This is a genomic window from Mesorhizobium sp. C416B (genome assembly GCF_030323165.1).
In the GTDB taxonomy this organism is placed as follows: Bacteria; Pseudomonadota; Alphaproteobacteria; order Rhizobiales; family Rhizobiaceae; genus Mesorhizobium.
In genome coordinates, this window is the sequence record NZ_CP100471.1 from 837830 (window position 1) to 861457 (window position 23628).

Below are 23628 nucleotides of genomic sequence, written 5' to 3' on the forward strand. Positions count from 1 at the left end.
CGCCGAATGTTCCGCATGCAATTATGGCGCCGGCATTCATGGAGAAGATTCCGGCCGGAATGGAGAATGGCACGGTCCTTACAACGATCGCGAGCAGGCGTTCCACGTCGCCGCAGGTCTAGACCGAGCGGAGATGTCTGCCTGCGCCCGCTGTGCCCCTTAGCGCGCTCAAAAATGGACCGTCGCCACCCCTGCTGCTTGGCCTCAGCATCGCTTGCGGCTGCGCGGCGACGTCTAGAGAGCTGCCTACTACGAGAATCGGCTACCCATAGATCAACGAATACCGCGCCTAAACATTGGACAACGTTCAAGGTTGCTTGCCCGAGAAGAGAGTCCGTCCTATTCCTTTTGGTAAAGGGCTGGGAGGGTAGATATGGAACCGAAATTCGAGAGTTGTGCAGTTTTAGATCTGTTACTCAATCGCGACAATCCTCGGCATGTCAGCAAAGATACCCAGGGGGATGTTATCGCGTACCTTTTGGCGGACGAAGAGGTTTACAATCTAGCCCGGCATATGAGCCTAAACGGCATCAATCCACTTGAGGTGGTGGCGGTTTTTCCAGACGATGACGGGAACCTGATCGTTGCTGAAGGCAATCGTCGCATCTGTGCTGCTCAACTGCTCACGGACCCGGATAAGGCTCCGGATAAAGAAAGAAAGCGCTTCAAGACGCTCGCTTCGAAGGCCATCGATGTCTCTCAAGTGAATGTGGCTCTGTTCAAGACCTACAAGGCTGCTCAACCATGGCTGCAGGTTCTTCATGACGGGGAGCAGGACGGTGTCGGTCGGAAGCGTTGGAAGCCCGATCAGAAAGCGCGGGCGACGACTAACAAAAGCACTGACGCGCTTGCCGTTGCCCTCCTGGATTATGCAGAGGAAAAAGGCATCATCGACAAGGGAGCGCGCCAGAAAGTTCGCGTGTCCACCGCCACACGATATCTAGCGAATCCCTCGGTCCGAAAAGCGATGGGCATAGCTTCGACGGCAACGAGCGACAAGATTCTTATCACAACTGACCTGTTCAGGTTTGATAAAGCTCTGGAGAATTTTGTCGGAGGCATCAGATCGAACGAACTCCATTCCCGTTCGGTGTCGAAGGATTGGACAGAGTACGCCGGGGAGTTGGAAACCCGGCTGGGAAAGCCAACCGATAGCGTTCCTCCGATCGAGGTCGGCGCCCCGGCGGCGGTCGGATCTTCTCAATCAAAATCCGCAGCAGCAGTGCGCGTCCCCAGGGCGAGATTGGTGTCGCCACAGACACGTTTTATAAACAAATCAGCGCCATTGATTGCAGCACTCAATGAACTTGAGTCCTACAAACTTTCCAGCCTGTACAAATCGCTGACAACCTTGGCCCTAGATGAACACCCCGCGTTGCTGACAACCGGTGCCTGGATGTTTATGGAAACACTGACGGCGCTGCACGGTCGAAACGACAGCGTGGAATTCGTCGGATACCTTCAGCCCAAATACGGTCTGTGGGGGCTGGGCAAGGATCGTATAAGGGATTTCAGGGCGAGCATGGACTATATCCAACTTCATGGAAACGCTCAAAAGCATAGTGCTATTTTCGCGGCCGTAGATGCTCAGAACCTAAGCGTTCATTTTCAAGTAATTGACGATGTTCTGATCCGGTTGACTCAGGATTGCGTCGCCGCGAAGCGGGCAGCAAAGAAGTGAGCCGCTCCGCGTCTCCACTGCGGTACCCCGGCGGAAAAGCCTGCCTATTTGACCTTGCAACAGCGTTTCTTTCGGTAAATGGACTGAACCAACGCAGCTATGCCGAACCTTACTCCGGCGGTTGCGGCCTTGCCCTCAGCCTACTTTTTTCGGGCCACGTCTCGCAGGTTCATCTGAATGATCTGGACCGTTCGGTATGGGCCTTCTGGAAATCCGTTTTGGACCACACTGAAGAGCTGACGCAGCGTATAATGGAAACGCCTGTCACCGTTGATGAATGGGGAAGGCAGCGACTGCATCAGAGCAACAAGTCCAGTGCCGACGCGGTTGACCTGGGCTTCTCAACCTTTTTCCTCAATCGCACCAACCGCTCCGGGATCATTCACAGCGGAGGCATCATTGGCGGCAAGGATCAGGCCGGAGCCTGGAAACTCGATTGCCGGTTCAATAAGCCTGATCTGGTTGCCCGGATCCAGCGTATCCAACGATACCGAAACCGGATTCATATCTACAATGAAGACGCCGAACATTTCATGGAACGGCTTGGCCAATCGATCCCGTCGACAAGCGTGCTTTATATAGACCCACCCTACTTCGAGAAAGGCTCCCAGCTTTACAAGAATTCGTACCGCGCGAAGGATCACCAGCGTATCGCATCGCGTCTGACAAGCTTATCTAGCCCTTGGTTCCTAACTTACGACAACGTTCCAGAAATTCGTGATCTATATCGGGGATTCGAGAGCGTTGAGCTAGATATTGGATACTCGGTTCAGACAAAGCGTCGGGGATCGGAACTCATGGTGGTATCCCCAGGAGTTTCGCTGCCAGTTTCCGAGCTTGCGTATGCGCATTGAGGACGACGATGGAAGGGCCCTGGCCAGGGGTGGCCGAAGGTCAATCCTTCTCTGCCTTTATTTTGTATCGGCGTCTGACCGTTGACCAAATTCGATAATGTGCACCGGGCAGGATTCCCATGATCGCAAGGGCGTTCGAGATACCCGCAGGGGACACGGCGATCTCAATCTGTGCTGTATCGTTGCCACGCGCAAAATCGAAAAGGCTGCTGCCCCTCGCATAGATTTCTGCTCCATCGATGATCTCTTCTTCGATGTTTTCACGAGCAATTATGTGATGTTCTCGATTGGCATCCGAGTTTCCCAACTGCCGGGCGATGAAAACCTGCAACGCCCGAATGATCTCAGCATAAGCCTCTTTCTCGATGTCGTCGCCGTAAGTGATCGCTTCTTTTAGATCGGCGATCACCCCTGCAGGTAACTCTGGAAATGCGGGAAACGGAATGCTTCTCGGCAAGGTGTTATCCACCAACTTATCGAGAAGTAACAGGTATATCGAAACTGACTGCGTGGCGTAGCGATTGATTAGGCTCAGCGTAAGTACGAGCACCGCCCTTGCCGCCGTCCTCTTCGCAAGACGTTCCCGTGTCGCCAGCGCCTCGGTTTGATTGATCTGACGGTACAAGTAGAAAATGCCAACTGCGGCAGCCGCCACCGACAGCCCGGCGCCTATCAAACTTTGGTAGTTATAAACAAAATTGTTCGGTACCTCCTGATGCGAGGCAGGCAGGACCGAGTTCAGTGCTTGCAAGGCTTCCTTCACAGTGAACGACATTGGTTCTCCTCTGCGCTGAATGGATCGGAAGGCTCCGAGCGTCGCTTAGACGAATGGCGTTGGGCATGCTCAGGATCAGCGCGGCGTCGCCGGGGGCCTGTGGCCCGAATCTACAAATTAACAATGCCGGATTTTGAGCGCTGACAGCAATTAACAGAGATCGGGAAATCGCGCCCCATCCTTGGTGCATGCAGCCCTTGCAGATTGGCAGAAAGACGCCGCCGGATCGTATCCCGCCTGTTTGCATAGTCGGATCGTCCGCTCCAAGACGATATGATCAAACTCGTCTTGCTTGGCCTGCTTTTCCGACACCGACCTTTGGTAAACGCCTGAGACCGATGCCCAGACAAATCCGCCGATGAAAATTGCGGCCGCTAGGCCAAGCAGTGCGAAAACAAGATTCTTCATACTACTCCCCTGACCTTGATCGGGGAGTTCAGAACATCTCACGCAGGAGATGCGCCGCAGCCTTTAGGCTTTCGCCCTGGACATGCGCCGCGGCCTCCCCGACCAAGTCGGAGAGAGCAGGTTACGGCTGCTCTTGCGCCGCTGCGTGAAAGGGTTCTGACGCCCCTGAGCTGTCGCCCAAGCGGTTCTATAAAGATCAGAACCGTCGATGCCAATGCGCCCTTGAGAAGAATTGCGCTTCGTCGTCGCCAAAGGGCTGTTCGAGCTAGCGACCACTTGCCGACCACTTCGACCATTTCACTCTTAGGTGCGTCTACCTCCACCATGAAAAGGGACTATCCTGGCCATCATCGAGGAGTCGCTCCATGAATCCTCGTTCTCACAGCGCAAATACCCACCGGGTCCGAGGTAATATGAAAGGACTTTCCCGCCCTTGAGGGCCGAGACCACATTGGCAAATCCACATGGCGGAACGGAGTAGATATGGTATGAATACAGTGTCAAATAGGGTTGGGGGCGGTAGTCAACGTGATCTATGTAAACATCAATGCTCGTACCATACGAGCAAATACGCGCGTTTGGCGGTGTTTTCCAGGTAGCGGATACAAATTTCTAGAACGGTTCCAAAAATCTAGCGTTGGCTTCTTAGATGTCCCGTCCTTGTCGCTGCCCGACGATGCAGCATCGTCGGAGCTATTCCCACGTATGCTAGCGGCTGGGGTAACCAGTGAAAGAATAGGTGACCTTAAACACGATGCAGTGGCGGAGACAAACTGGAAGGCATTCAAGAGCGCGCGTAACTCTAAAGCACGAGGAAGGCTACTGCGCTCTATATCAAATTTTTACTACGAAGCCTCGACTAACGATTACGTTATAACGCCAGAGCCGCTGTCAAACAGCCATGTTATTGTAGGCCGCATAAAGTCCAACCACATATTGTATCGCACATTCCCAGAGATATTTTACCAGATTCCTGTGCCTGTGAGATCAATCGAGTGGTTAGGTCGTATACGGGAAAATAAGATATCTACGGCTCTATCGGACTCTCTGCGAAGTCAACATCCTTTTACCTTGCTGGGGCAATCATTGTTCATAGAGGTATTTTCCTTGGCGCACGGATCTTTTGTCTTTAAGGATCGGCGCGTTGCGACCATATATAACCGACTTGACGACTTTCTCGATATGGATGCCGCGCTAATTGGCAATGTTTCGAGGCTTGCAGCGAGCGCCTGCGCCGCGATAGCGGGAGATGTCGAAGGTTTAGGCAAGGAAGTTCTCGCAGCCCTCGTCTCAAGCCCGGATATTGAGTTCACTTGTGCGCAAGAATCGGACATCCATTCCAGTGGATTTACTAGGTTTATCAGCGGCGCGATGACGCCACTGGTAGTAGCGTGTACAATTGCGGCACTGGTCGCTTTGTCAAAGGAAGGAGATTACACTAATATTGACCGAAGAAAATCTCAGGTAGAGATTGTGAATTTACTTCCGGGAGCAGATCCGGATTGCACGAGATTTGTGAGAGAAGCTACAAAGAGGATTTTAGATACAATAGATGTTGACACTGCGATCCAAATGTGCGAAGCTGCTAAAGAGGCAGACAAGCGGGCGGGCCTTGAGCCGACTGCTGTGCCAATTCCAACACCTCGCCCGTTGCGGTAGGTAGATGAATAAGAGCTTTCACTCAATAATTGTGCATCCACTGACCAATACGGTGGTAAGCGTTCTGGTGTCAGCAATCGTGAGTTATGTGACAGTTCAGTATACGAATGATGCAGGGCAGGATAGGAATCTTAAGCTTACCCAGATTTCTGAGTTCGATAAGTCGTCTGGCGACATAATTTCCCTAAGTGGCAATTTCATACAATCGGTTAACGGTAAAAGTGACGTTAATAGCTCTAAAACGATGTTGCGAAGCGGCTTGGCGAAGCAGATTGCCGATACAGAAAGCTTAAAGGCGGTATTCGGAAGAAGCATTGGGGAAGAATCCGAAGACTATTTGGATGCAATTGCAATGTTTGATCGCGCAATCGATAGATATTCCGGCCCAACTGACATAGGGCCGTGGATCAACGGTTTCGACAAGGTGCTGGCGACAAAGGGCGTTTTGAGCAAGCAGCTCTATAGCCAAGTAGGCTTAAAAACCGAGTCATAGCGTTTTGTTAATGCCCCCATCATGGCCAGCTCGCGCGACCTTGACCGAACGCGCGGGCCACCCAATTAGCCCGCTGGCTAATGCCGGCGGGCTTTTTGTTTGTCTGTAACACGCGCGCCGTTCCGCAGCCAACGAACATTCATAAATGGTCGGATGAGCTTGCTGGCAGCCGAAATGCGTAGCGGTTGCGGATGTGGCTGTTAAAATAGCGGCCTTTGGCAAAGGCAGATCTGAACGCGACAAACTGCTCAGGCGGCACGTCCAGGAACTCGTAGTGCCTCCCGCTAGCCACAAACCAGACGGAGAGAACCTTGGTGTGCGGGTCATAGGCGAACTTGCGTATCGAAGTCGACGGCATGGTAGCCATCCTCGCTGGTGCGCAGAGTGACGTCGCGCTCTGTCGCGTCCCGCGCCGCCCTGATCGGCGTTGTCGCGTGGACGATGTGGGTAGCCGTCACGGTATCGCCATCCATTTCCTCAACGTGGTATTTCGGCACTTGTGTTCCTAAGCGTCTAGTTCGATAGGCTGATCGTGATCCGGATCGGCATGATAAGCGACTTGGCGAAAGTCGCGCATGTCGATCTGTTGGCCGCAAACAGGGCAAGGCATGAAATGATCGAGCTCGCTCGCGGGCGCGCCGTCATGTCGGTGCCCGATTATTGGTCTGCCGAGATCCGAAAGCCTGGTCATTATTTCCGCAGAGCCTTCGCTTCCCGCTCTAGTGTCTCGCGTTGGTTGCCGTGCTTCGCGATCAACTCCCTGACCTGCTGGGGTGTGATGCCGGCCTTGGTGGCGAAATACTCGACCTCATAATCCTCATCGGCTGAAACACGGTCCCGATCACGAAAATCCCGTTTGCTCTTGTCGTCGGCCATATCGGTTCCTCCTGCGAATATCGAGCAACGTTCAGTTAGCGTGTTTGTTGCACCAAAAGCCGGTTTCCGGTTTCGGAACCATTTCAGCACAAGCTAATTGAATCGCGGGGTGCGGGTGAGTTCATGCGTCTAAAGTTCGTCGAGCCTTTGCTGCCGACCCTGGTCGAGAAGCCTCCCGAAGGCGACGAATGGATTCACGAAGTCAAGTTCGACGGCTATCGCAGTCAAATCATCATCGATCATGACGTGCGCATCTTCACGCGCAACGGCCACAATTGGACGGCAAAATACAGGGATCTGGCCGGTGCCGCAAAACGCCTTGGCGTCGAGAATGCCATCATTGACGGCGAAATAGTCGTACTCAACGAAGCCGGCCTTTCGGACTATCAGGCGCTGCGCAAAGCCATCACCAGCCGCCAGCATGATCTCTACTTCGTCGCCTTCGATCTGCTGCACCTCAATGGTCACGATCTGCGGGACATGGATCTCGAAGACCGACGCGAAATCCTGGAAGGCCTCATCTTGCCTGATGACCGCATCCAGTTCAGCCAAGCGCTGCCCGGAGACGCTAAAGCCATATTCCACCTGATCGATGAAGCCGGCCTTGAGGGCATGGTATCGAAGCGACGTGACAGCAAATACCGCAGCGGCCGGTCGACAGCCTGGCTGAAGATCAAGAGCTACATGGTGGAAGAATACGACTTGCTCGGAGTCGAGCGGGAACCCGGTAAGCCGGCCTTTGCGCTGATGGCCGATCGGAAGACCGGGGAGTATGTCGGCTCAGCGTTCATCAACTCCAGCCGGGCAATCCGCGAACGGCTATGGAAGCGCGTCCAGGAGCACGCCGGGCCGGCACCGAAGGGGATGAAGCGGCCGGCGACACAGTGGGTTAAGCCCGGCATCATCGGACGAGTGAAGCACTTGCGCGGCGAGGAGGAGCTGCGCCATGCTTCGCTCCAGGACTTTCGAGAGGAAGATCATGCCAATTCGACGAAAGGCAGCCGAAGCGGGAATTCTGCAGGGCCGGCGTCACCAATGAAGCCGAGCTCGTCTCGCTCTCGAAGCAGCCGCTCGGTCGATAGGTCCCCAAGGAGCACTGCCGCAAAAACTATGGGGAAAGGACCGAACTCATGAACGAAGAAATCGCCGCAGAAACAAGCAGCGGCAACGTGTTTGCGGACCTCGGCTTTGACAATCCCGAAGAGGAATTGCTCAAGGCCAAGCTGGCCCGCGAGATTCGCGCCATTATCAAGCGCCGGCGCCTGACCCAGGCGAAGTCGGCTGAACTGCTCGGGATGAAGCAGCCCGACGTCTCCGCGATCGCCACCGGGCGAACGGGTACGTTTTCAATGGACAGGCTGGTTCGCTGTCTCGAATCGCTCATCGAGCTTGAAAAGGGCGACGCGGCGGACAAATAGACATCAACTCCGACGCCCTTTCTTGGTTGAACCGCGGCGAAGTCCGGAGCTTCTCTGTTGATCTTTCTCCCGTCGAAGGGTTGCCCGTAGAAGCCCCGCCGAGATCAACTCCGAGTTGGTGCCGGGCAGGCCTGCCAGCGAGTAAGCTGTCCGCATAGTGCCAAATCGGTCCAGGAAAGCCTGATACCTAGGTAGCTCATGGTCAGCATTTATATGCGCGACCGTGACATATCCGTATGCCTTTTGCAGGCGACGAAGGCACTCCAGAAGCTCTTCGTCTGAGTAGTGTCGATCTGCCTTGGGACCTGCGGAACACTGCTTATAACCGACAACTGCATAAGCGGCTTTTAGGCTTCCAAAGTGCGCGGCATACGCTTGGGCAGCAGGCGTATATGGGCAAGCGTTGATAATCGAGACGGTAAGCTTCTTCTTTTCCTTGAACAGGCGCTGGAGGCATTTGACCATATGGGGTCTCTCATAACCGTAGCCCCGCTTAAAACGGAGTTCTCGTTGAGCTTTGTCAAACAGCCTTAAGTCCACAATCGCGTCCATCACCCGTGCTCTAGTCCATTGCTCAGGCGGATTCCGTTTCGGTCTGGTCTTCAGCAAATAGGATCTGCGATTGTATACGTAGTAACCTATCATCAATTCATTGCTCAGCACGGCTTTGACCCGCCGGTGGTTCCAGACCCGACCATTCGTGGAAGGGAGCCCCTCTTGGTTCAGACTGTTTGCGATGCGGCTCATGCTCTTCTTTTGATTCACGAACATGTCGAATATTCGCTGCACAACACTAATTTCGTTTGGTGGTCCGGGGACAAGCAATATTCGGTCGGAACTCAGCGCTTTTCGCTCGCCGGACTTAAGTAGAAACAGCGGCTCCCGGTCTTTGTTCACCAAGAGGCGTCTCACGCCATACTGTAGAACGCCTCCTTGACTGAAACCAAGCAGGGCTTGCTGCCGGTGTGCCCTTGCGACCTTGAAAGAAAGTTCACGGCTGAACTCGCTAGCCATCGCGCGTTTCATATTTTTTAGGATGGTCGAGACAATGCTACCGTCATTCTCAAAGGGCTCGGCGCAGTACAGCACCGCGACACCTGAGTTACGACACAGGAATTCGTAGTGGGCGGATTGATCCGTGTCCTGAAAGCGACCCCATCGGCTGACGTCTAAAACGAGAACGGCAGAATAGGTGTGTTGGCCCGTCACAACGTCAGCCAACAACTGTTTCAGGCCATCTCTTCCCTTCAAGGTTAAGCCGCTTTTGCCGGCATCCGCGTAGGTGTCAACGATAGCGAACCCTCGTCTTTCGGCATACTCGGCGATGGCTGCCGTCTGGTTCTCTAAAGAATACCGCTGATGTTCCGTCGACATGCGAATGTACTGCGCAGCCGGAACACGGAGATCGCTTGAAAGCTCAGTCACTACAGTGCCTCTGCGCGAACTGTCTCTAATGCGGCAGGAACGACGCTTATGACGACAAGCGCATACTACACCACCAATAAGCTTGAGCAAACATTCTGAGCCGCCAACTCCCGGCGTGCTCGCTGTTAGACCGAGCGGCCTTTGCGACGTTTAATTATTCCATGTCGGGGACGTCGCCAGTCGTGAAGAGCACGCTTGGCGGGCCATAGTCGCCAAGCGCGGGATCGGCATCGCGGCTCCAGGCGATAACGCCGACATGATTGGAAGCCAGTCCCTTGGCGGTGCGGATCGCCCGATCCTCGCTTGGCTGGTCGGTCGGGCCGTACGCAGTGAAGAGATCGCCGTCTTCTCCGCGGTCGAAGGCCACGACAACGATCAGCTTGGGTTTCTTCTGTTCGGGCAAGACGTTGTCGGACATTGAACTATGCACTTCCGTCGGTGGCGCTGTCATCATCGAGCGCGTACGGCACCGGGAGGTAGGCATTGGCAATCAGCCAATCTCCGACGATGGTTTTTACAAGGTCGGACTTCGACATTTTCATCTCGGCTGCAATGTCGGACAGAGAATCCTCAACCCTCGCATCGAGTTCCACACGGTCCGTGTTTCGGATCACCAGGGCGGCCCGTCGGAGCATGACCTGAAGATCGGCGCGAGATAGGTCCGCAATGTGGTCCGATGCAGACTGCAACTCCCCTGCGAAGGATGAGCGGGTCATTGGTGCCGTCCTGCTCCAGCGAGATATCGCTCGCCTTCGCCGCGGTGCTCCATGCAGAACCAGTGCGACTCCAGACGCGGCTTCGCAAAGCCGAACCCGCCATCCCGGCCGCAGCCGGCATGTTCGCACGCATGGTTGTCGACGCGCCGTCGATCGCGCGGGGCCCCTGTCATGCCTTCGGCAAGCCGTGAAGGTTCATCGCTCATGTTGAAAAGATTCCACAAATCGGCTTGACGATCAAGAAGAATGTTCTCTATTCGTTCTCATGGCGCACGATCCGATCGACACGCTGGGAAAGGCGACCCGGCACAACATGCTTGTGAAGGCCGAGTGCAGCTGCGGCAACGTCCGCTACTGCCGATCGGCCGATCTCATGATGGTCTACGGCGGCGGCGTCGATCCCTTGAAGCTCAAGTTCGACTGCAACCGGTGTAAGCCGCAGATCAAAATCACCTTGCTGGAGGTGCATCCCGAACACCTGCCAAAGCGCCTAGTGATCCACAAGCCGATGAAGATCGATGGCAAGGTCGTCTGGCACACAGAGAGATTTCGAGGATAGGCCATGGCAAGATCGAAAGGTTCGCAATATTGAGCGCTTTGTGGCGGCAGCGGAAGCGCTGCACTGGAGTATCATCAAGCCGTTTATATCCCCGCACTGCGACCACTGCCGTCAGACGCGCGTCCTGCATGACGTGCTGTAGCAGGGGGTGCGGGACGTCACCTGGGAGGAAGTAACGTTCATCCTGTGGAACGGGACAGGGCCAGCAAAGCCGCCCCATCTGGACTCCAAGACCTAGGCGTCGCATTCTCCCATCGGGGAGTGAGGGGCGTGGGCAAACGTCGCTACTACGCGGACAATGAATACAACCGCCGAAGGTATGGCAGGCGCCATCGTTCGCGCGACGCGCCGTTATGGCTAAAGATCGGGGCCTTCGGTGCGGTTATGGCTGGCCTGCTGGCCTTTGAACTCGGTCCCCCTGCTGTTGGCTGCGGCATCAAGGGCAATATTAGCTACAACACTGGCGAGCGCATCTATCACGTTCCCGGGCAGGAACATTATTCCGAGACCCGCATCAGTCTTTCGAAGGGCGAGCGGTGGTTCTGTTCGGAAGATGCAGCGCGCGCGGCTGGGTGGCGGAAGGCTATGCGCTAGTGTCGGCTTTAGCCGTTTTCGCAGCCTATCCCGTCGCCGTCTCGGTCGAGATCATAGATATCCGTGCCTATGACGGTGACCGGCCCGCGCACATATGCGGGGCCGTTGCCCTTTCCAGAGGAACAATCGACGTCGCTGGCTATTGGAACGCAGGCCCCAGTGTAGTTTTGGTCGCACGCGTCTTCGGCATGAGCGCAGCCGATGAAAGATGCCACACCAAAAGCGACCGCGCATACACGATGGGAAACCGCCGGCAGGATCCTTGTCCAGATCAGCGCTGCCACCTCAGTCGTCGATCTCTTCGCCCTCATCGTCTTCGTCCGAACCGCGAGATGGATCTTCGACGAAGGTCTGGCAGCCCTCATTAAATGATTGGCTGTTTGAACTGCAGTCGCTTTCGTTGGAAATCTGGTTTTGCTCTGCCCAGTCGTAGCCCGCCTTATGGCCGGAACAATCTTCGGTGCAGTCATTTCCTCCGAAAGTCTCCTGCGCAAAACACGGCGTGGCCAATGACGCCGCAAGCATCAATGTCCCCAGGTGGATCACCGTTCGAATTCTCATCTGCGCCCCCATGAAGACCAGCACCAGCGCCTGCTATCTAGGCGCCGCGTATATGCCTACGCGCACGCCATCCAAATCACGCAGTTTGGCCCTGATATCAATGGCAGTGGTACTCACCAGTTTTATGGTTGGTATGGCACCCATTGGAATCGGTGCCTCCGCCGTGCGCGAAGGTATCGATCGAAAAAGCCAACATAGTCAAAGCCGCCACGGCGGCAAGAATCGTAGTTTTCATATTGCCCTCCCAAAATAATTTGAACAGAAGAGCACTATCGCGGAGCCAGCACAACTGGTAGCTCGCAAATACCAATTGAGTGCGCCCGTCTTTGATATCAATATTGCGATCGTGCCAGCAAGGGCTTGCCAAAGACAAACGGTCGGAAACAGGCTTAGATCCCCAATTTTGAGGCCATCTTTTGCGCGGCTGCCGTCGCCCTGTCGATGTCGCGGGCTATTGCAAGCAGATGACGTTGGCTCGACTCGAAATCACTATCCCGGCAGGCCACCATCGCCCGCTTGAATAGCCCACGCAGGGCAGTGACGCGGCTACGGGCGCTGACCAGATCGCAGATCGGTATGACATCTGTTTCCATAACTGGATTCCCGGCGGCTTTTCGGATCGAATTCAGCCTCTTAAACTCGAGCTTTTCGGTGCGCGTCATCCATCTTGGTGCCGGAAATTCATGGGTTTTGGGATTGGCCTTGGTCATTAATCTTTCCAAGTCGCGGAATCGCACCTTTCGCAATAAAAAAAGTGCCTGAATGAAGCAATCTGCGGTTGTGAACACATCAATGATACAACCCGACTATCCCCCGCCGCGCACGTCATGTGGTAATGGAGGCGCCGCCACGCTGGCGTCACAGCGCGGCGGCCAGTGAGCCTGGGAGGAAGGGGAAACGCCCAGGCTAACGACAGGTTTCAATGGACTGGGTAACGCTTCTTGATCCCTTCAATCGAACGCTGGAACCAGGTCTCCATCTGCCGTCGATAGGTGGCGAGACGTACGCTGATTTCGCGTTCGTTGATGTCCTGCTTCTTGAGGGTGGCTTCGTAGTCGACAAGAACTTTATCGCGAACCTTGCCAAGCGCCTCAGTGGCTAATGCAACTACCTGCGACGGGATCATAGCTTCACCTTGGCGGTGCGCCTCTTGGCGCCACCTGGCTTCAGGCTGTCTTGGGAACCCGCTGCGATTTCAAGCAGCGTAAGCCGATTTGACAGCGTCTTGGTCTCCCTGGCGACGAGGGCTGAGACCACATCTGCGATGTCGGCGAGAAGCCCGTCTTCGCTGAGGACAGTGGTCACATTGCTATCGGCCTTGGCAAAGACCTTTGCCAAGGCAATGATGGTGTCGAGCTGATCGCTATTGCTGGAACTGAGCTTTGTAAGTGCGCGCATTCAATGAGACCTCCACAAGGTTGAGTCGCACTATACCTCAACCAGTTTCCGCAACTTGGAACGCGTGACCTTAGTCAGGTCTACCAGAGCACGACCCAAGGCTTGCTCTATTTTCGAGCGGTCGTGTGAATCCCATTCTGCCAGGTATCCGGCCTCTACCAGAGTGTCCGTGAGCTCTGTGAGATCGACCTCGACATCCAGGACCGATAGCCCCTGCGATTTCCGATAGCGGTGTCTTGCCTTACGTGCAGTTGCCGTCATTGCAGTAGTCCCCCGTGTTTGTGTCGGCCGCTCCTTTCCTGTGACCGAACATACGTGGGACGAGCGCTCAGAAATTTCCAGGTTTGGTGTCACGTGTCACCCTGAGGGCATCATCTTAGCGGTGGCTCCTGATGGCGCGGACCACCAAGTTCAGTGGTCTGATGACTATAGTGGCTGGGCCTGAGATTGAGGGCTTCAAGCTCTTGATTTGCCCTCGCTGGCGGGCGGCGGATATAGCCGACGCTAATCTTGGACAAAAGCGCATCGTTCCAATCCTCGCCAGCCATGTCAGGAATGCGAACGGTGACCGCCAGTCCTTGCGCTCTCAATTTTACAGCCAGTGCTTCAGCCGCGCCTTGGCCGATGCCGGTGCGATCATTGTCGCCGAATATGTATATTTCTTCCGCCTCCGATGGTGGTGTCCAACGCTTTAGTCCGGCAGCCGTGAGAGCAGCCCAAACAGGGACATCGAAGAGAACCGATGCGGCCAACGCATTTTCGATACCCTCGGCGACGCCCATTTTCCGCGCGGCTTGGCGGAGGCGGACTGCCGAACCGGCCGGAATCCCGCCGGCAGTGAGTTTGCGAGGGTTCGCCACAGGCGCCTTTCTCCCGTCGAGAATGTACGTTCTTAAGATCGCGACACCGCTTCCATCGGCATCGGTGACTGCTGCGACAACAGCTGGGAACTGAGTGACTTCCCCGTTTTCAAAATAGTTCACGCGAGGATGGAAGCGGAGATGCGCGCCGAATTCAGGGGCGAGGATAATTCCGCGATTTTTAAAATATTCAAATGCGAGATCACCGTCGTTGATGATGCGGGCGTCACGCCAAAGCAGGAAACAGCGGCGAATATTTTCGTCATTATCGATTTTTGGTTTTTCACAAACGGCAGCGTTGGTGGGTGCGAAATCATATCCCCCCAAACCCAAGATAGACTCGACAGCTTTCGCGGCGGTGGGAAAATCCCAGCCGTGAAAGTTTCTCAATAGGTGAAAACCGTACCCAGGACCGCATTGGCTGCAGAAGTAGCTTCCGGTCCCGGCTTTGTTGTCGAAACGGTAGCGATCCTTTCCGCCACACAGCGGACATGGCCCGTGTCGTCCATTCAGATAGTGCTCTGATATCCCAAGGGCTGTGAGGATCTCAACCCACTTGCCTTGAGCAAGTTCTACAACTTTGCTCATCACACACCTTTACTTTTGGCATAGGCATTCTGTGCCCGGGCTTCGTCACGCGTGCCTGACCGTGAGAACAGAGTTTCCTCTTGGGTGGTAGAGTCTGGGTGGCTGTAATTGCTTGTGCCGGGCTTCTTTCTCGGCCCCTCGCCTTGCCTCATACCGGGCTTGTGGCCTTCGGCATGGTTCTGCTGATGGCTCGGCTTGGTACCCGGCTGAGGGCTCGGCTTGGTATCCGGCTGAAAGCCCGGGTCCTGGCGTGGCTGCTGGCCCCGCTGATGGCGTTGCTCATGTTGCGCGTTACCCTGGCTCTTGTTCTTAGCCTTCACTAGGGCGCCCTTCTTGCCTGCTTCAGAGCGCAATCTGTAGAGCTCCTCCGATCTGACGCGCTCTTGTTCCAGGCGCGGATGACGCCATCCATCTTCAAACAACTTGCACATGCTTGGCTGGATTTCCTGCCAACGCTCAGTTGATAGGCGGGCAATGCGCGAAAGCCTCGCATCCTCTTGGGGAAGCGCGCCGCTTTCCCAGAGGCGCATGAGCAGCAGGATATAGGCGCCAAATTCCTCGGCACTCAGATCACCCGTCTCCGAAAGGGTATCACCGATAGCGATCGGCATCCAATAAAGCTTGGCCATCACTTGCTTTCCTCGCCCGTCACGACTGCAAGCAGCTGGCGGCGGCTGGCAACCCAACGTTCCCCGATCTTTCGTGCCGGCAATCTGCCTCCCTCCAGGAGGTGATAAGCCTGTTTCGCAGTCAGGCCGACAACCTCCCCAATGGGGCCGGCGCCCCAAACGATGTCATGGTGTTCAGTCTCGGCTTTCACGTCTGACTCCCTAGGAATGTATGGGAGCGTAAAATAGCCATTTGCAAAGGAATTGGAACGGTTGTATCGATCATACAACGTTTGTTGAATTTTATCCGTTATTGAGAGCCCGCATGATCCCGTTGCACCTTGATTGGAAAAAGCCTGCCGATGGTGTTGAGCTAGAGCACGTCCCGTTCGGTCAGGGTGACGCCGATCCTCAGCTAGCTATCAAGAGTCGATCTGGCAGGTTTGAGCCGAAAACCTACCGTCTCGAAAGCTTGGAGAACCCCATAGTCTTGCATCTGGTAAACGCCCGCAACGACGACGACTTCAAACGCTTTGTCTCCAGATTTGGCACCCCACGCACTGATTTTGGTGACATTGCGTATTTGCGCGCCATGGAAGTCCTTCGCGATGATCTGACGCAAGACCTGGAGTTTTGTACCGACCCATCCCTCAACCGGATCGTCGACTCAGAATACCTACTCCAACGCGTCACCCTAACGCCGTCGTTCGCCTACAGCGAATCCACTGACCGATATCGGCTTGTGCTGTCTGTGACCAATCTCGAAGGGCTTATGCGAATGGAGATTGCAATGGCTCTCGAGGTTGGCGCCACGCTTATCCGTTGCAAGCATTGTTCGAAGGCGTTCCTCGCCGGCCCAATGACGCGTCGCCGGACGGATGCGGTCTATTGTTCCGACCGATGCAGGGTCGAAGGTTTCAAGCATGCAAAAACAATCAATCAGAAGGGGAGCGGAGTCTGATGTCTATAGCTAAGCGAACGTGGACAACGCCGAAGGGCGAAACGAAAGAGGTCTGGGTGGTCAGGTACACTGACCAAGCTGGCATCCGCAGACTGAAGACCTTTCCAATGGGAAAGAAAAAAGAAGCTGGGGCATTCGCATCCTCGGCCGCAGTTGAAATCCGCGCTGGCGTCCATGTTCCTGACGCCCAGACCGTTACCGTTACCGAGGCTGGCAAGAACTGGTTGAAGGCTTGCGATGAGGCCGGGTTGGAAAGAAGCACCGTCGAGCAGTACGAGCAGCATTATCGAATTCACATCGTTCCGATGATCGGTGCAGAGAAGTTGACGCGGATCACCGTTCCTTTCGTCCGCAATTTCCAGGATCGGCTTCGGGAGGCTGGCAGGTCAGCCGCTATGATCAAACGTATAGTAGTCAGCCTTGGCGGGTTGATCGCCGATGCCCAGGGCCGTGGCCACATTATTGGCAACGCCGTTTATGACGCCTCGAAGCGTCGCCTGAATGGCAAGGCTAGAAAGGTTGAGCGCCGCCAGAAGGCAAAGCTCCGTGTCGGCAAGGACATTCCGACCAATCCGGAAATCAGGGCAATCCTCGAACACGTCGCTGGGCGCTACAAGCCGTTGCTCGTCACCGCTGTCTTCACCGGGCTTCGCGCTTCCGAGCTTCGAGGCCTCAGATGGGATCATGTCGATCTTGCCAAGGCGTTGCTTCACGTCCATCAGCGAGCCGACAAATTCCATTCCATCGGGGCGACCAAGACAGAGGCGGGCCAGCGCACAATTCCCCTGCCCCCGATGGCAGTGAGCGTGTTGAGGGAATGGAAACTGGCGTGCCCTAAGGGAGACCTGCATCTTGTGTTCCCTAACGGGGAAGGCAACATCGAATGGCACGCCAATATTATAAAGCGAGGTCTTTGGCCCGTCCAGATTGCGGCTGGGGTTGTAGTCGATTCTGGAAAACGGGATAGCGAGGGCGCCGCGATCATGGTCGCGAAATATCCCGGCATGCATGCCCTTCGGCATTGGCATGCAAGTTGGCTGATAAATCGCCGCGTCGATGGCGGCCTCGAATTGCCCATGAAGTCGGTACAGGAAAGGTTGGGCCATGGATCGATCAGCATGACCGCCGACACCTATTCGCATTTGTTTCCGAGCACCGATGACGCCCAGGCGCTAGCAGCGGCTCAGAACCAACTTATGATCGCGGTGGGCGCGACATGACCGCGACATGGACCGAAAAACAACAATGGAAACAAGCCGGGCGGAAACACTCTGACTCCGTTAGTCCTGGTTCGAATCCAGGTTCCCCAGCCAAGGCACGTCATGCCCACTGACAGCCAGTACATCCTCGAACGCATCCGCCAGGGATGCGTGGAGTTGTCCGACGACGAGTTCGCCATCGACAGGCTGGCAAAATATGTCGGCAACGGGAGAATCCGCTGGCATGTCGAGTTCCGTGGGCATCGCATCGAGCTGACAACCGGCCAGATCAAGAAGCAGCCTACCTTTCGCAGGAAAATCCTCGAACAGGCCGGCGTTCTGCCGCCGCAGCGTGCCGGGGCGGACTATAGGCGATGGGCTCTCGATCTGAGGCGGAACGCCATCGAGCTTCCCTGGCGGGACAGGCCGGTCGATGCCGGTTTTGCCATCGACAGGCTGACCAGCCACGGCGATGGGCGCTGGACGGTGGAATACCAGGGCAAGGCGACAAAATTCACGACGACCAAACTGCGCAGGCAGCTCAGCTTCCGTAAACGCATGCTGGCCAAGGCCAAGGTGCTGCCGCCCGAACTGGCCCCAGCCGCTTATCGAAAGTGGATGGACTGGCTTATTCAAAACGCCACTGAGGCGGCACCACAGGCCGGCGAAATCTTGATGACGGAGAAAAGCTGGCTGGACGACCTGCCGGAGCTGGCCGGCTGGCAAGATGAGGCGCCGCCGGAAGGGACCGACTAGGGCAGCGACAGCATCTCCCATAAGGATTTATCCGCATTTTAACTAATGTAGATCATCCTTTCGGATTGTGTTCTCCCGGCTTTTGGACAGAGCAGAATGGTCGATTTCGTGGACAAGGATGACGTTCCAGCACCCGGCCCGCCCAAACGCTGGCGCGCAATAGCTTTGGCGGCACTCCAGATCGTCCCGCCGGTCATTTCATCATGGCCGGCTATTTCACCTATGTGACCTCGCACAACAAGCCGCCTGCAGACATGGCGGCGCTGGCCGTGTCGATCATGAAATCGGGCGATGCTTCTCCAGAACTGCGCGATTGGGCAGCTGGCGTTCTCCGGCAGGAGTTTGGTTGCGCCCAAGCCAGCGGCCGGCGCCGCTCATCCAAGAGATTGCCTGAGGAGGCGCCGGCCAGGCGGGCATTGGGGTACCCGCCGACGCTACATTAGCATTGGTGCATAGATGCGATATGGCGCGAACGCGGAAGGTCGGCAGCCGCGGCACTACAGCAATTTTTCCCAAGACCCGGGCCCGCAACGCTGCAAGGGTTGTGGCGCCCAGCGTTTCCGCGAGGCTTGCCCTGGAGACAATCATGACGACGTTTCTCACCGCTCTCGCATCCGAAGGTCCGCCAGCCGACCGGGCGAAAGACATGGACCTCTATGGATGGTTGATTGGCAGCTGGGACATGGAGACGGTTCACCACCGCAACGACGGCACAATCCAGAAATCGGATGGCGAGTGTCACTTTGGCTGGGTGCTCGAAGGCCGCGCCATTCAGGACATCTGGATCAGGCCCAGGCGCCCTGCCCCGTCCACCATGTATGGCACGACCTTGCGCGTCTTCGATCCCGGGATCGGTGGCTGGCACATTATCTGGAGCGATCCGCTCAACCAGGATTACTCGCGCCAGATCGGGCGGGCCGAAGGCAAGGACATCGTCCAGATGGGCGCCGACTCGCGCGGCCTGCAGGCGCGGTGGCGGTTCACCGAGATCACCGCCGCCAGCTTTCACTGGATCGGTGAGGAGAGACGAGCGGAGAGCGACCCCTGGCGCGTGACATATGAACATTTCGCGCGCCGGACGGGTTCCTGAAGCACGCTTGCGCATTCAGCCCCTCGTGCCTACGGGCGAGGTACGACCATAGATTAGCGATAGCTCAATTAACACCAAACCAGTATCTCAAAACCCGCCGGTACAAGCGCGCCCAAGAACCTTCATATGTACCGAGCGCGAACTGAGGCTAGACAAGTGAAGATTCCAATAGCATTGTTGGCACTGGGACGGGGCTCGACCGGCAAACGCAAACGATGCTTGTCGGTGGTTGGCAACTGCTAAACCGTACAGCCGTAATTGCCACGGCTGCGAGACCAAGGAGTCCCAAGGATGCCGAACTCAAGCCAAACCAGCGATCAATGGTGGGTCAACGACCAGACGCCGGACAACCCGTACGGCAAAAGCGAAGATTACGGGGCCTTCCTCACCTACCTTGGAGCGCTGGACCGGTCGATAACGCCGGCGATCGCGGCGGGAACGCTGAGGATAAATGTCTCCGAGCTCAATGACCATCCCGAATACAAGGCCGCCGCGATCGGCGCCTTGCAGATGTGGGCCAGTGTCACCCCGTTGAAGTTCGAAATCGTCGACAATGCACCTTACAACAGTGCAACGGACTGGATGCAGGTTGTCAGCCCCGAACTGGGCGAAGAGGACGACGGCAGCGCCTATTCCAACGACCGCTATGTCAGCATCGGCCAGCGTTTCCACGACACCGAGGTCAACAAGACAGATATTGGCGGCTATGTCTTCGATTCCTTCATCCATGAATTCGGTCATGAGTTCGGGCTGAACCACCCCGGGCTCTACAATTACAGCGGCCCCGGCGGCGTACAGATCAATTATCTGAACAATGCGACCTGGACCTACGACCGTCAGCAATACAGCGTCATGTCCTATTTCGACGGGATCGATGTCGGTGAAACCAGCCGCTGGTCGGCGTCAACGCCGATGATGGCCGACATCGAGGCTGTCATCCGCCGCTTTTTCTCCACCGTCGACGAGAACGGCGTGCGCACCTATCAGCATATCGATCTCAACATGGGCGACAACGTCTACGGCTTCGGCAGTGCCGTGGACGGCTACCGGCTGACCTCCTCGGGCATGCAGCACGATATCGGTTTTGTCATCCATGACACCGGCGGAACCGACACGATCGACTTCTCCGGCTCGACGGCCGGCACGATCCTCGATTTGCGCGCCGGACAGTTCTCCAGCGTCAACGGCCACAGCAACAATGTGTCGATCTTTGCCGGGCACAACGCCGATGGCACCGACTATTACATCGAGAACGGCATCGGCAGCAGCTATGACGACGTCCTGATTGGCAATGACGGAGCCAACGTGCTGGATGGCCGCGGCGGCGGCGACCGCATGGCCGGCAATGGCGGCGACGACACCTACTTCGTCGATTCCCTCGACGACATCGTGCGCGAGGAAGCGAATGGCGGGAATGACACGGTCGTTCTGCTGAACCGGAACTTGAATATCCGGAAAATCGCCAACGTCGAACACATCATCTACGCCGACGAGTCGACACTCCAGCCTGGAGACGGCGGCACCGAAACCGCACCGACCATCGGCGACAACACGATGACCAGCGTCATCTTCGGCGACAATGGCAACAATACGCTCGACGGCGGCGCCGGCGACGACACGATCTTCGGCCAGGGCGGCGATGACCTCATCATCGGCGGCCGCGACTCGCTCGCCAGCCGCGACATCAACAACACCATCGATGTCGCCGACCTTCCAGACCAGACCGAGAGCGACGACGGCAATGACACGCTCTATGGCGGCCGCGGCAACGATACGATCCTCGGCGGCCAAGGCAACGACATCCTCGACGGCGGCGACGGCGACGATACGCTGAGCGGCCAGGATGGCGTCGATATATTCCGGGGCGGCGCCGGCGTCGACACGGTAGACTTCAGCAAGGAGAGCCCCTTCCAACTGCTCGTCAACCTCGAGACGAACGTGGCCAGCGGCGGAACCGCCACGGGCGACACCTTCTACAGCATCGAGAACCTGATCGGCTCCGATGACCGCATCGACCGTTTCATCGGTACGTCGGCGGCAAATCATTTCTGGGGCCGGGGCGGCGGCGACTATTTCAACGGCGGCGGCGGCAACGACATACTGGATGGCGGCAATGACGGCGACATCCTGTACGGTGAAGCCGGCAACGACACGATCATCGGCGGCGCCGGCCAGGACTATCTGGATGGCGGCGCCGGCATTGATACGGTCGTCTACGAAGGCAGCTCCGCCGGTGTGACGATCGACCTCGCCAATGGCACGGCCAATGGCGGCGACGGCGATGGCCCGGTGCAGATCGTCGGGCGCGGCACCGTTATCCGGCACGACATCCTGGTCGGCTTCGAAAACGCTGTCGGGTCGTTCTTCGACGACCATCTCATCGGCAACGCCCAGGCCAACAAACTTTCCGGCGGCGCCGGCAACGACACGCTGACCGGCGGTGGCGGCGCCGATATATTGAATGGCGGCGCCGGCAGCGACACGGCGGACTACGCCGACGCGGCCAGCGGGCAAAACCTCAAACTGGGTGGCGGCAAATCCGGCGGCGACACCTATATCTCGATCGAAAATCTGGCTGGCTCGGGCTTCAACGATCACCTGACCGGCGATGGCGCGGCCAATGTGCTGACCGGCCAGGGCGGCGCCGACAAGATCGACGGCGGCGGCGGCGATGACACCCTGCTCGGCGATTTCGCCTATCAGGGCGATGCTCCGCCACGCCCGGGCATGGGCACCGGCTACGCCACGCTCGGACCGGACGCGACCAACAATTCGGTCTCGACCGCCTTCGACATCTCGAACAACTTCTCGCTGACGGCTGACCCCGACATCTTCGATTCGACGACCACCCTTCACACCACCGTCAATGCCACCGGAAACGGCTTGGGCGGATATTACAGCATCAACCTGGCGGCCGGCACGATCATCACCATCGACATCGATGGCATTGCCGACCCCAATGTCCATGACAGCATCGTCAGGGTTCTGGACAGCGATGGCAATATCGTCGCCCAGAACGACGATGGCGGCAACGACCCCGGCTCCAACAACGGCCGCGATTCGAGCACCAGCTTCATCGTTCAGGAAACCGGAACCTACTATATTGTGGAGGGCGAATGGTCGGACTCCGCTCCTGGCGATGGCTGGGTCGAATCCGTGCCGGAGGGCTCGACTTACAAGCTGAACGTATCGGTCGAATTCCCGCCGGTACCAGCTCAGCCGGGCGTTGCGGGCGCCGATACGCTCAATGGCGGCGGCGGCAGCGACCTTTTGGATGGCGGGCTGGCTGCCGATACGCTGACCGGCGGCGCCGGCGACGACTATTTCCGCTTTTCGACAGAACTCGGGAACGGCAATATCGACTGGATCAAGGACTTCAAGGTCGCCGACGATACGATCCTGCTGGACAACCTCATCTTTGCCAGCGTTGGCGGCGACGGCGCCCTCGCCCTGGGCTCATTCTACAAGAGCGCAGCCGGCGCTGCTCATGATGCCGACGACCGCATCATCTACGACACCGACAGTGGAATATTGTCTTACGACGCCGATGGTTCCGGACAGGGAGCGGCCGTTCAGTTTGCACACCTGAACACAAATCTGGATCTTTCGGCTGCAGACTTCATTGTCATCTAACGCGTTGCCGGGAGGGGTGCCGTCAGGCTGCCCTCCCGCATACCCCAGCGCAGTGAAAAGGGAGAGGACGCGATGACTGACCGCCGCACAGTGTTAATGGCCGCCGGAGTTGCGGCAGTCGCCGCGGCCACCGGGGCAGCGGCAGCGCAATCGCCAGATATTCGCGCGCCAGATATTCGCGCAACAGATATTCGCGGCGCCGTCACCTTTGTGGGCGGCAAGGCTATCCCGGAAGGTCATCTCGAGATCTATCTTGAGGATCCCGCCATTCAGGACAGTGGGCGACGCCGCGCCGCCAAAACCAGCCTCAAGAGCGAGGGCGGCTCAAAGACGATAGAATTTTCCTTGCCCCTGCCCGCAAGCTCGACCGCTTCACCAACGCTGCAGGTCGTTGCGCGCCTGGAGCGTGCGGACGGCTGGCTGGTGGCGCGGGGCAGCGCGCAGTTCCAGGCCGGCTTGCCCGTCCATGTCACACTCAAGGCAGTTATCTATTGAAGGACGAGATGCCATATCCTG

30 protein-coding genes and 1 pseudogene are annotated in these 23628 nt (G+C 56.8%); 15 read left to right on the forward strand and 16 right to left on the reverse strand.

Going from position 1 to position 23628, the window contains the following annotated elements; genetic code table 11:
- Positions 1 to 373: 373 nt before the first annotated feature.
- Positions 374 to 1681 carry a hypothetical protein gene (locus NLY43_RS04305; RefSeq protein WP_023711563.1) on the forward strand — a complete coding sequence of 436 codons (1308 nt, stop codon included), beginning with the start codon at positions 374 to 376 and terminating at the stop codon, positions 1679 to 1681.
- Positions 1648 to 2535 carry a DNA adenine methylase gene (locus NLY43_RS04310; protein ID WP_198025508.1) on the forward strand — a complete coding sequence of 296 codons (888 nt, stop codon included), beginning with the start codon at positions 1648 to 1650 and terminating at the stop codon, positions 2533 to 2535. Before NLY43_RS04305 ends, NLY43_RS04310 begins: the two co-directional genes overlap by 34 nt.
- 40 nt (positions 2536 to 2575) lie before the next feature.
- On the opposite strand, the gene NLY43_RS04315 is transcribed toward NLY43_RS04310, so the two are convergent.
- Positions 2576 to 3310, reverse strand: a complete 735-nt coding sequence (locus tag NLY43_RS04315; RefSeq protein WP_023711565.1) for a hypothetical protein — start codon at positions 3308 to 3310, stop codon at positions 2576 to 2578.
- Positions 3311 to 3460: 150 nt separating this feature from the next.
- A complete protein-coding gene (locus tag NLY43_RS04320; RefSeq protein ID WP_023711566.1) occupies positions 3461 to 3718 on the reverse strand; it encodes a hypothetical protein in 258 nt (85 codons plus the stop codon).
- Between the two features lie 660 nt (positions 3719 to 4378).
- Between NLY43_RS04320 and NLY43_RS04325 the strand changes: the two genes are divergently transcribed.
- Positions 4379 to 5377 carry a hypothetical protein gene (locus NLY43_RS04325; protein WP_156935543.1) on the forward strand — a complete coding sequence of 333 codons (999 nt, stop codon included), beginning with the start codon at positions 4379 to 4381 and terminating at the stop codon, positions 5375 to 5377.
- A gap of 4 nt (positions 5378 to 5381) precedes the next feature.
- Positions 5382 to 5870, forward strand: coding sequence for a hypothetical protein (locus tag NLY43_RS04330; RefSeq protein ID WP_023711567.1), 489 nt, complete (start codon positions 5382 to 5384; stop codon positions 5868 to 5870).
- Positions 5871 to 6009: 139 nt separating this feature from the next.
- On the opposite strand, the gene NLY43_RS04335 is transcribed toward NLY43_RS04330, so the two are convergent.
- The 3 genes from NLY43_RS04335 to NLY43_RS04345 form a co-directional block, all read right to left on the reverse strand.
- The gene (locus tag NLY43_RS04335) at positions 6010 to 6228 is read right to left on the reverse strand and encodes a KTSC domain-containing protein (RefSeq protein WP_084561149.1); all 219 of its coding nucleotides are present in this window, start codon (positions 6226 to 6228) and stop codon (positions 6010 to 6012) included.
- Positions 6194 to 6367 carry a hypothetical protein gene (locus NLY43_RS04340; protein ID WP_023713511.1) on the reverse strand — a complete coding sequence of 58 codons (174 nt, stop codon included), beginning with the start codon at positions 6365 to 6367 and terminating at the stop codon, positions 6194 to 6196. Before NLY43_RS04340 ends, NLY43_RS04335 begins: the two co-directional genes overlap by 35 nt.
- 193 nt (positions 6368 to 6560) lie before the next feature.
- Positions 6561 to 6746, reverse strand: a complete 186-nt coding sequence (locus NLY43_RS04345; protein WP_023711570.1) for a DUF3606 domain-containing protein — start codon at positions 6744 to 6746, stop codon at positions 6561 to 6563.
- Positions 6747 to 6869: 123 nt separating this feature from the next.
- On the opposite strand from NLY43_RS04345, the pseudogene NLY43_RS04350 reads away from it, so the two are divergent.
- A pseudogene (locus NLY43_RS04350) lies at positions 6870 to 7721 on the forward strand (ATP-dependent DNA ligase); the annotation flags it as partial.
- A gap of 155 nt (positions 7722 to 7876) precedes the next feature.
- The gene (locus NLY43_RS04355; RefSeq protein ID WP_023711572.1) at positions 7877 to 8164 is read left to right on the forward strand and encodes a helix-turn-helix domain-containing protein; all 288 of its coding nucleotides are present in this window, start codon (positions 7877 to 7879) and stop codon (positions 8162 to 8164) included.
- 3 nt (positions 8165 to 8167) lie between these two features.
- On the opposite strand, the gene NLY43_RS04360 is transcribed toward NLY43_RS04355, so the two are convergent.
- The 3 genes from NLY43_RS04360 to NLY43_RS04370 form a co-directional block, all read right to left on the reverse strand.
- Entirely contained in the window at positions 8168 to 9589 is a 1422-nt protein-coding gene (locus tag NLY43_RS04360; protein ID WP_156936197.1) for a recombinase family protein, read from the reverse strand.
- Positions 9590 to 9743: 154 nt separating this feature from the next.
- On the reverse strand, positions 9744 to 10007 hold the full coding sequence (locus tag NLY43_RS04365) for a hypothetical protein (protein WP_023711574.1): 264 nt from the start codon (positions 10005 to 10007) through the stop codon (positions 9744 to 9746).
- A 4-nt stretch (positions 10008 to 10011) separates the two neighbouring features.
- Positions 10012 to 10305, reverse strand: coding sequence for a hypothetical protein (locus NLY43_RS04370; protein WP_023711575.1), 294 nt, complete (start codon positions 10303 to 10305; stop codon positions 10012 to 10014).
- 265 nt (positions 10306 to 10570) lie between these two features.
- Here NLY43_RS04370 and NLY43_RS04375 point away from each other — a divergent pair, with 265 nt between their 5' ends.
- Together NLY43_RS04375 and NLY43_RS04385 are read left to right on the forward strand one after the other, a co-directional pair.
- Positions 10571 to 10864, forward strand: a complete 294-nt coding sequence (locus tag NLY43_RS04375) for a hypothetical protein (RefSeq protein ID WP_023711577.1) — start codon at positions 10571 to 10573, stop codon at positions 10862 to 10864.
- 270 nt (positions 10865 to 11134) lie between these two features.
- Positions 11135 to 11458 (forward strand): sunset domain-containing protein, encoded by a 324-nt coding sequence (locus NLY43_RS04385; protein ID WP_023711578.1) that lies wholly within the window; start codon positions 11135 to 11137, stop codon positions 11456 to 11458.
- Positions 11459 to 11743: 285 nt separating this feature from the next.
- Here the strand turns inward: NLY43_RS04385 and NLY43_RS04390 are convergent, their stop codons facing one another.
- From NLY43_RS04390 to NLY43_RS04425, 8 genes are all read right to left on the reverse strand, one after another.
- Positions 11744 to 12043 carry a hypothetical protein gene (locus tag NLY43_RS04390; RefSeq protein WP_348528045.1) on the reverse strand — a complete coding sequence of 100 codons (300 nt, stop codon included), beginning with the start codon at positions 12041 to 12043 and terminating at the stop codon, positions 11744 to 11746.
- A 73-nt stretch (positions 12044 to 12116) separates the two neighbouring features.
- On the reverse strand, positions 12117 to 12254 hold the full coding sequence (locus NLY43_RS04395; RefSeq protein WP_198023167.1) for a YHYH domain-containing protein: 138 nt from the start codon (positions 12252 to 12254) through the stop codon (positions 12117 to 12119).
- A 154-nt stretch (positions 12255 to 12408) separates the two neighbouring features.
- The gene (locus NLY43_RS04400; protein WP_023711580.1) at positions 12409 to 12729 is read right to left on the reverse strand and encodes a hypothetical protein; all 321 of its coding nucleotides are present in this window, start codon (positions 12727 to 12729) and stop codon (positions 12409 to 12411) included.
- 209 nt (positions 12730 to 12938) lie between these two features.
- Positions 12939 to 13145, reverse strand: a complete 207-nt coding sequence (locus tag NLY43_RS04405; RefSeq protein WP_023711581.1) for a hypothetical protein — start codon at positions 13143 to 13145, stop codon at positions 12939 to 12941.
- Positions 13142 to 13417, reverse strand: a complete 276-nt coding sequence (locus NLY43_RS04410) for a hypothetical protein (protein ID WP_023711582.1) — start codon at positions 13415 to 13417, stop codon at positions 13142 to 13144. The genes NLY43_RS04405 and NLY43_RS04410 overlap by 4 nt, the downstream gene beginning before the upstream one ends.
- Positions 13418 to 13788: 371 nt before the next feature.
- Positions 13789 to 14865 (reverse strand): toprim domain-containing protein, encoded by a 1077-nt coding sequence (locus tag NLY43_RS04415; protein ID WP_084561145.1) that lies wholly within the window; start codon positions 14863 to 14865, stop codon positions 13789 to 13791.
- Positions 14865 to 15494 carry a YdaU family protein gene (locus NLY43_RS04420; protein ID WP_023713602.1) on the reverse strand — a complete coding sequence of 210 codons (630 nt, stop codon included), beginning with the start codon at positions 15492 to 15494 and terminating at the stop codon, positions 14865 to 14867. The genes NLY43_RS04415 and NLY43_RS04420 overlap by 1 nt, the downstream gene beginning before the upstream one ends.
- Positions 15494 to 15685, reverse strand: a complete 192-nt coding sequence (locus tag NLY43_RS04425) for a hypothetical protein (RefSeq protein WP_023711587.1) — start codon at positions 15683 to 15685, stop codon at positions 15494 to 15496. Before NLY43_RS04425 ends, NLY43_RS04420 begins: the two co-directional genes overlap by 1 nt.
- 113 nt (positions 15686 to 15798) lie before the next feature.
- On the opposite strand from NLY43_RS04425, the gene NLY43_RS04430 reads away from it, so the two are divergent.
- The 7 genes from NLY43_RS04430 (at position 15799) to NLY43_RS04460 (ending at position 23607) form a co-directional block, all read left to right on the forward strand.
- The gene (locus tag NLY43_RS04430; protein ID WP_023711588.1) at positions 15799 to 16434 is read left to right on the forward strand and encodes a hypothetical protein; all 636 of its coding nucleotides are present in this window, start codon (positions 15799 to 15801) and stop codon (positions 16432 to 16434) included.
- Complete coding sequence (locus NLY43_RS04435; protein ID WP_023711589.1) at positions 16434 to 17654, forward strand: tyrosine-type recombinase/integrase; 1221 nt, start codon at positions 16434 to 16436, stop codon at positions 17652 to 17654. The genes NLY43_RS04430 and NLY43_RS04435 overlap by 1 nt, the downstream gene beginning before the upstream one ends.
- Positions 17655 to 17756: 102 nt before the next feature.
- Positions 17757 to 18389, forward strand: coding sequence for a hypothetical protein (locus NLY43_RS04440; RefSeq protein WP_023682880.1), 633 nt, complete (start codon positions 17757 to 17759; stop codon positions 18387 to 18389).
- Positions 18390 to 18592: 203 nt separating this feature from the next.
- Positions 18593 to 18832, forward strand: a complete 240-nt coding sequence (locus NLY43_RS04445; RefSeq protein WP_023682881.1) for a hypothetical protein — start codon at positions 18593 to 18595, stop codon at positions 18830 to 18832.
- 143 nt (positions 18833 to 18975) lie between these two features.
- Complete coding sequence (locus NLY43_RS04450) at positions 18976 to 19479, forward strand: hypothetical protein (protein WP_023682882.1); 504 nt, start codon at positions 18976 to 18978, stop codon at positions 19477 to 19479.
- Between the two features lie 291 nt (positions 19480 to 19770).
- A complete protein-coding gene (locus tag NLY43_RS04455) occupies positions 19771 to 23112 on the forward strand; it encodes a M10 family metallopeptidase C-terminal domain-containing protein (RefSeq protein WP_023672556.1) in 3342 nt (1113 codons plus the stop codon).
- Between the two features lie 72 nt (positions 23113 to 23184).
- Complete coding sequence (locus NLY43_RS04460; protein ID WP_023682883.1) at positions 23185 to 23607, forward strand: hypothetical protein; 423 nt, start codon at positions 23185 to 23187, stop codon at positions 23605 to 23607.
- Positions 23608 to 23628: the final 21 nt, after the last annotated feature.